The 882-nt window shown below is 50.0% G+C and carries 1 protein-coding gene; it reads right to left on the bottom strand.

Going from position 1 to position 882, the window contains the following annotated elements; genetic code table 11:
• Positions 1-343: 343 nt before the first annotated feature.
• The gene (traD, locus tag OGV65_RS00100; RefSeq protein ID WP_016946647.1) at positions 344-811 is read right to left on the bottom strand and encodes a conjugal transfer protein TraD; all 468 of its coding nucleotides are present in this window, start codon (positions 809-811) and stop codon (positions 344-346) included.
• Positions 812-882 lie beyond the last annotated feature (71 nt).

Genomic DNA, 882 nt, shown 5'->3' with positions numbered 1-882 from the left:
CCAGCCTTGTGGATAACTGCACGCCTGAGTCACTTGAGCGATATGATAAAAGGATGTCGCAAACGCTGTTTGCTTCTCTTCAAAACAGACCTTAACCCCCAAAAACACTGAGATAGCACCCTCGCAAGCTCGGGCAACCCGCTGAACATTCCTTTTGTCTCCGACCGTCCGGCACCTGAATCGCTGTTATCTCTGTGAAAATCAGTTCGCTTCGCTCACGGCTCTGGCAGGGAATGGGGGTAAATGGCACTACAGGCGCCTTTTATGGATTCATGCAAGGAAACTACCCATAATACAAGAAAAGCCCGTCACGGGCTTCTCAGGGCGTTTTATGGCGGGTCTGCTATGTGGTGCTATCTGACTTTTTGCTGTTCAGCAGTTCCTGCCCTCTGATTTTCCAGTCTGACCACTTCGGATTATCCCGTGACAGGTCATTCAGACTGGCTAATGCACCCAGTAAGGCAGCGGTATCATCAACAGGCTTACCCGTCTTACTGTCAACCAGACCCGCCAGGATAAGCAATCCGGCAGACTGGTACAGAGCATGGTCACGGGCTTTACGGGCGGCTCTGGCTTCGGCTCGCTTTTCTGCCTGTATCAGGTTCATGACTTTCGCTCTGGCTTCCTGCGCTTTCTCTGCTGCCTGTTCAGCCTTCATCAGCAGGGACAGCGTTTTGATATCCTGTGCTGTTTTATCTGCTTTATCCGTCAGTATCAGCATAAGTTTCTGTTGCTCATTCGGCGACTTTAAGCCGCGAATATACTGCACTCTTTCTGCTGCCCATTGTTCCTGTTTTTCGCTTTTATTCATGCTGTTTACCTCCTGAATGCTAACGGAATGATTATGCTCAGTGATGGCAGAGGAGGTCAAATCCCACTACA

The organism is Citrobacter sp. Cb004 (assembly GCF_030337065.1).
In the GTDB taxonomy this organism is placed as follows: Bacteria; Pseudomonadota; Gammaproteobacteria; order Enterobacterales; family Enterobacteriaceae; genus Citrobacter; species Citrobacter braakii.
Note: the sequence above shows the minus strand (reverse complement) of the source record. Positions and strands in the feature narration are given on the sequence as shown.

Bases quoted from the DNA above. Each gene is read 5' to 3' on its own strand.
- traD (WP_016946647.1), bottom strand. From the start codon at position 811: ATGAATAAAAGCGAAAAACAGGAACAATGGGCAGCAGAAAGAGTGCAG.